This is a genomic window from Bartonella sp. P12B, assembly GCF_055796185.1.
This window is the reverse complement of record NZ_JBTTDI010000014.1, coordinates 21,483-27,629: the sequence shown is the minus strand read 5'-3', so window position 1 is coordinate 27,629 and position 6,147 is coordinate 21,483. Positions and strand designations below refer to the sequence as shown.

At 47.8% G+C, this 6,147-nt stretch carries 6 protein-coding genes and 1 pseudogene; all 7 read right to left on the bottom strand.

Features of this window, described 5'->3' with window-relative positions; translation table 11 throughout:
• Positions 1 to 43 precede the first annotated feature (43 nt).
• A complete protein-coding gene (locus tag AC0QT1_RS07365; RefSeq protein WP_473201989.1) occupies positions 44 to 2,215 on the bottom strand; it encodes a phage tail tape measure protein in 2,172 nt (723 codons plus the stop codon).
• 1 nt (position 2,216) lies between these two features.
• A pseudogene (locus AC0QT1_RS07360) lies at positions 2,217 to 3,653 on the bottom strand (transposase domain-containing protein); the annotation flags it as partial.
• A complete protein-coding gene (locus AC0QT1_RS07355; protein ID WP_473201993.1) occupies positions 3,650 to 4,108 on the bottom strand; it encodes a hypothetical protein in 459 nt (152 codons plus the stop codon). The pseudogene AC0QT1_RS07360 and the gene AC0QT1_RS07355, both read right to left, overlap by 4 nt.
• Entirely contained in the window at positions 4,108 to 4,254 is a 147-nt protein-coding gene (locus tag AC0QT1_RS07350; protein WP_473200684.1) for a hypothetical protein, read from the bottom strand. Before AC0QT1_RS07350 ends, AC0QT1_RS07355 begins: the two co-directional genes overlap by 1 nt.
• 1 nt (position 4,255) lies before the next feature.
• Positions 4,256 to 5,131, bottom strand: a complete 876-nt coding sequence (locus AC0QT1_RS07345; protein ID WP_473200685.1) for a ParB/RepB/Spo0J family partition protein — start codon at positions 5,129 to 5,131, stop codon at positions 4,256 to 4,258.
• On the bottom strand, positions 5,131 to 5,529 hold the full coding sequence (locus AC0QT1_RS07340; protein WP_473201992.1) for a hypothetical protein: 399 nt from the start codon (positions 5,527 to 5,529) through the stop codon (positions 5,131 to 5,133). Before AC0QT1_RS07340 ends, AC0QT1_RS07345 begins: the two co-directional genes overlap by 1 nt.
• Positions 5,530 to 5,728: 199 nt before the next feature.
• Entirely contained in the window at positions 5,729 to 6,022 is a 294-nt protein-coding gene (locus tag AC0QT1_RS07335; RefSeq protein WP_473201991.1) for a helix-turn-helix domain-containing protein, read from the bottom strand.
• Positions 6,023 to 6,147: the final 125 nt, after the last annotated feature.

Below are 6,147 nucleotides of genomic sequence, written 5' to 3'. Positions count from 1 at the left end.
TGGACCTAGCATCATCAAAGGATCTTTCATTTTCCCCCTCCCCTTATTCTGTGCCGCCATGCAAAGCATTGGCTTTTGCCCGCTGGAGGGCATGACTTACCGCACGGCCTGTAGCAAGAGGATCACGCGCCCCATTCACATGCACCGTGACATTTTGATGGTGATAAACAGATGCACTCTGTTTACTTTTGTCCATTGCCCCAGTTGCCGCAGGGCTTGTTTGCTGGCGACCGGCAAATTGTACAATCGGCTGTAAAGCTGTCTTGCCACCAAGCCAACTGGGCAAATGAAACATGTTGGATAAATCAATTGAGCCAATCCATCCTTTGATGCGATGGGGTAAGGATTTAAAAAAGTCAGCCAATTGTGTGATGGAGGACATAAAGCCATCGACAATCCCATTGGCTAGATCTTCTCCGGCCTGTTCCATACCCGCCTTGGCTTCTTCTGAGAGCTTTTCGCGGGCAAAAAAGCCGCTCAACCAGCTCCAAAAGTTGGAAAGACTTTGCTTAAAACCTTCCCATACATTGCCAAACCATTGGGATAGAGCAACAAGCCCCTGTTTGAACTTTTGCCAATGTTCAGAGAAATCAAAGGCAGCAGCAAGAATGTTTTTCCACTTGGTAATGGTTGCGGTATCAGCACCAAAAAAGCGCATGACGGCTTCAAAGGCACGCCCAAAAGCGTGTGCTAGACCCCGAGCAAAACCTTTAACAAAAGAAGAAAAGCGATCCCAATATTTCCACAAGACAAAACAGCTAGCCAAGATAACTGCTACAACAGCAGCAATCAGAGCTCCTATGGGGGTAAAAACAGCACCAACAACAGAAGCAATGCCAGCGGCGACCACTTCCACAATTGTTCCAACCCACCCAAATGTAGCGGCAAAGGCGCTGCCTGAAACCATAAGCCCGCGAAAGCCTGCCACCAACAAAGTCATGGGACGCAGAAGACGAAGCGTGCTCCCACCAAAAGTTGCTGCCATGATTCCCAAAGAGCGCCCTGAAGATGCCAAGCCTCGCCAACTTGTTTTAAGAGCACGACTCACACCACCAATTTTGATCAAAGAGCCCATCAACTGAAGCAAACCAAGGCGTGTGCCAGCCATGGTAAAGCGTAGCACCCGCAGAGCAATATTAAAAGCCATCAAGGCGGCAATGGTTTTGACAATGGCACTGGTTAAAGCGGGATGGGCATTGGCCCATGCCATCAAGCCATTGATAAAATTGCCAACACTGGCCATCAAACTGTTGACATGGGGCAACAACACGTTGCCAATGGTAATACCCAAAGCCACGATACGGTTTTGCAAAAGTTCAAATTGCCAGATGGCACCGGTTGCTTGTTTATCCGCTTCTTGCTCTACTGAACCTTTAAAGACTTTGGGGTCTTTAACAAATTCGAGTGCTTGGCTTAACAATTCTGGATTGCCAACCAATTTGGCAAAGTCACCGGTAAAATCGCGCCCAGCAATGGCAATCAGCGAACGCATACCCTGTTCGGATTTGGCTAAAACATCAAAAAAGCGCACTAACGTGCCGGTAGCATCTTTGTCGAGGTCTTGGAGAAACTTTTGCCGTGACATCCCAATATTGGCAAAAGCATCTTCAATATGTTTGCCCCCTGCCTGAATACGCGAACTCATCGCATTAAAACCACGCGCCGCACTCTCAGGGACAATCCCCGCAGAAATCATCGCGGTACCAAAAGCAGCCGTTTCACGAGCAGTGAGCTTAAACATGGTGGCAGCACCAGTAGCGCGATTGGTAAAATCAGACACTTCACTGGCTTTTGCCGCCATATGGTTGGAGAGATGATTGATGGCATCGCCTAACTCTTCAATGCCCTCCTGACCCAGCTTAAAGACGTTGCGCAATTTGGCAAAACGTTCGCCAATCTGATCCCCCGTCATATCAAAAGCCACGGCTGCTTTGGCGGCATAAATACTAAAGGCTTCCAGATCTTGCTCGCCGATCCCCGCTTGGCTCGCACTGGTCATCAGTTCTAAAACCTCACGTGCTGCAAGCGGGATTTTGATTGAGGTCTCAAGAGCAAAGCGGCGCAATTCCTTTAAACGATGCAGAGGCGCATCAAGAACTTTTTCCAAGCCCTTCATCGATTGGTCAAATTGCATGGCTTTATAAAGCGGAGCAATCAAGGTTGCGGTTTGGGCAATAGCACCCACCATGCGCCCTCGCGCTTGGGTAAAAGCCATAAAATAAAGCCCGTTGTGCCGCTGTTGCTTGCCGGATAATCGTCCCATCAGCTTTTAAGCTTTCTTCAAAGGTCACATCAAAACTGCGCCCCGCACAATTAACCGCCTTGCGCCCTGTTTGCTCATTATGCGCCATAATCTGCGCTCCAACATGGGCTTTAAATTCTTCCAACGAAATCGCACGCTTGCCATAATCCTCAGGCTTGGCATCCGGCTTATTGCCCGTATAAGCCCCCGCACAAAAAGGATGTTTCGAAATCCCCTCCGCCAAATCACGCCAAGCCCGTTCAATCGGTTTCGACTGCCCACTATAAGGCGTCGTCCATTGCAATTGCACACCCAAACTCGTCAAAAGCCCTTGCGGATCATCCGGCTTAATCTTAAAGCGAAAACGGTTTTGCACACCCCCAGAAATCCATTTGCTAGTAAAAGCGCGCCCATTATCCAAAGTCATACGCTCCGGTATCCCATAGGCTTCAACCATATCCCCAATCACCAAACGAACGATTTCCCAGCTTTCAACATCCGATAGGCGCCACGATAAAATCTTCCCCGAATAAAGATCTTGAATAGCTATCAAATAAAGACGCACAGGCTTTTGAGCCCAAGGAACAGTCACAAAAACATCCAACTTATGCCCATCCATATTCACCGCTTGCAAAGCATGCAAACTCGAGCGATCACGCCGTTGTGCTGGATAAAGCTTCTTCGCCTTTTCTTCTCCCTCACGCGCCAACATCACTGCCGCCTTGGAAACTTCTTTATGAAAACGGCGCCGCAAAGCCCGCTCTGAAGGAAGTGGTTCCCAGCCCTTTTCCCGCGCAATCACAACCATCCGCCGATAACATGCCGAAAAAGCAGGTTTAGAGGAACGTAAATAATCCGAACAGAGAACTTCCCAAGCTTCCTCATGACAGGGCGCAAATTGTGAAAAATTCTCCTCACCATAACAAGGTGCTAAAGCTGCCAACCAATCACAACGCTCATAACCTTCCACCCTTTGCCACCAATGAAACAGTGACCGACAACTAATACCAAAATGAACAGCTGTCCGTACCGCCCCATCATGCACGCCAAGACCTCCATGGAGCAAATCATCCATAAAACAAAGTGCCTTCAAACGCTCTTCACAGCGCCTTTTATGCTCCTTTGAAAGCCCCTCATAACGCGCCCAAAGGTCTTCTTTTTGTCCATTACTCTCTACCTCTTGTGAAATACACCCCGCTCCAGTTCGCACCAACAAAGCCGCCCGCGCTTCCTCCGGTAATAAGGAGAGATGAATCTCGACAATGGGTCGAAACGCTCCTTTAACTTTGCGTATCAAGTCATTATGATGGCGCCATTTCGTCGACAAAATCTTACGCAATCCACCTTGACTCTTCGGTACCCCTGGTAGCGCCGCTTCAGCCAATTCAGCAATACTAAACCACTCTTTCATGGCTGCCCCCGTCTAATTCTCACAGGGGTTGCACGCATAACCTTTAACCGTGCCGCAATCTCCCGCTGTTCTTGCTGGAGCCGTGCAATCTCTGCCAAACGCGCTTCATCCCCTTGCAACAACAACAAACCATCTTCACGCACAACCTCATCCCAGAGCCAAAAAGCTTCCGTCGCCCGCACAAAGGCCTTAAAACGCGGTAGAGAAATATCCACCTGTTTACTCTCAGCAACATAAGCATCCAAACTCGCTTTACTCAAACAACCAATGCCCAAATAATGTGCCATCCGTTCAGCAACCACGCTGCGTTCAAACCGGCATTCGCGTAAAGCCCGTGCCATGGCGCGCTTCATGTGTGAGCGAAACCGCTCTAAATCAATCTGCGCAACCGGTTCGCGACAAGGAAAAACCGGCTTTTGAAAAAAATCAAGCTGCCCGCAACCATGCATCTTCATCATTGCACCTCCACCGCTTGCTTTTCTAAATAGTTGCAAAAACGCGCCCGTGTTTGCTCATTCGCCCTTTGCCACACCCCCAATAATTGGGCAAAAATCCGTTCCTGTTCATTGATTTGCGGGGGCGTATTAATGCCATTGACCAAATCAAAATCCCGCCGTAAATCCCCCCTCAACCTGTTGAAAAGCAACCGCCACCCGCCGTTGCGCCAACGGTTCCATCTTTGCTAACTTCAATAATTGTGCCTGATTATCCGCCAAGGCCGTTCCACGCAAAACCGACCGCAACTCCGGCTGTAAATACTGCGCAATCTTCGTTAAATAATGTACTGCGCGTTTCGACAAACCAATGCGATCCGCTACATGTTTAGCAAAAGGGTAAACTTTACCCAATTGCTCTTCATCATGCGATTGTGCAAACTTTGCACTATTGCTACTCCTTTGAGCAATTCGGTCAAGTTGACCGAATTCCTCCAAAGACCCATCATCTCCGATCAAAGGTGCAAGTTGCCCCTTTACCACTTTGTCCCTTTCACACGTGATTTCATTATCATTTGAAGAGACATTGTCACTGATTTGAGCAATTGGGGCAACTTGCACCAATTGCTCTTTTTTGCTTTTATGCTGGTTACTACCATCCCCACCACGCTTGATTTCCCCATACTCCTTCTTCCACAATTCGCGGTAAGTCTGGACAAACAAAGCACGGTCAATAACAAACAATTCATTGCGAAACAGATTTTCCGCAACCTCTAATAGAGCAGCATTCTCCTTATCCGCTTGCACTACAACCGCATCAATTTCGCTATAACCCAAAAGCGTAGCAGCCCGTAATCGGTGCGCTCCGGCAATAAGCGTATAATTGCCCTCCTTGGCATTAGGCGTATGACGCACGGTAATTGGGTTCATCAACCCTTCTCGCGCTATCGATTGCGCAAGAGCCTTAGCATGCTCATCATCCACAGGGCGAATACGCTCCGGCACAACAATCACATCAAGAGAAAGTCTTTGAAACTGTGCCATCACCCCGCCGCCTTTCTCATTTCTTTTAAAAACAAATCCATCGCACGGCACACCCATCTTTGATAAGCTCTAGCAAAAACAGGATCGTTCAAACGACGACTAATCACTTGAAGAGACAAAGATATAGAAGTCCGCTGCCGTGCCTGTATGGCAACAATACGCCGCCGCGGCACTTCAAACTGATAATGCAAAATATGAATAACAATCTGCCGTGCTAATGCAGCATCAAACAAACCATGCGGCGGATCAATAATATACCGGATTGGAAGATGCCTAAAGCCTCCATTCACCGCCTTAAAACAACAAGCAAGCATCTTTTCTAACCGTTCAACTTCTGAATAAGGATTGACGATTTCCCTTTTGTCCTCTGGGGTCCATAAATTACAAGCTGCAACCATAACAACCCCCTCTAAAGAAAACCTGCTGACCACCTAAGCGCCAAAACAAACCCATCCAAACGGCCGTTTGACCATGCAACTCTCTGCAATTTATCTTGCCTATTTCGTATTGATGTTTAGACATTGATAACTCTTTTTATCTTATGGTATTTAATTCATGGGAAATGCGTAAAACTCACGCACAACCTTGCAACGAAGTTCAAGCGGCATTACCGCGCAATGTGGAATGTGCACTCAAATCCGTATTGGCATGTTTTGCTGCTTTAAAAATGCGACGGCTCGTTTTAGGGTAGCGGTCGCTAAAAACCTGCTCGACGGGCAAGCCGATAAAATCGGCAATGGCACGTTCGGCTTTTTCATTGGGCCGTGTCCAAATGTGTTTGACGCTGGACGACGGGATTTGATAAACTTTCGTGAGTTCCGCCAAGGTCATATTACGGCGGCGTAGCTCAGCTAAAATACTATGGCGATCCCATACTTGTGTGAGAGTCATAACTTTCGCTCCTGCTTGAAACGGATGCTGCAATCATCCGTCTTTTGTGGGGTTCTTTGTGTAATAACTGCCCTTAATAACGGGCTGTAATATGAGGTATAATACCAAATATTTTGTTTTATAAG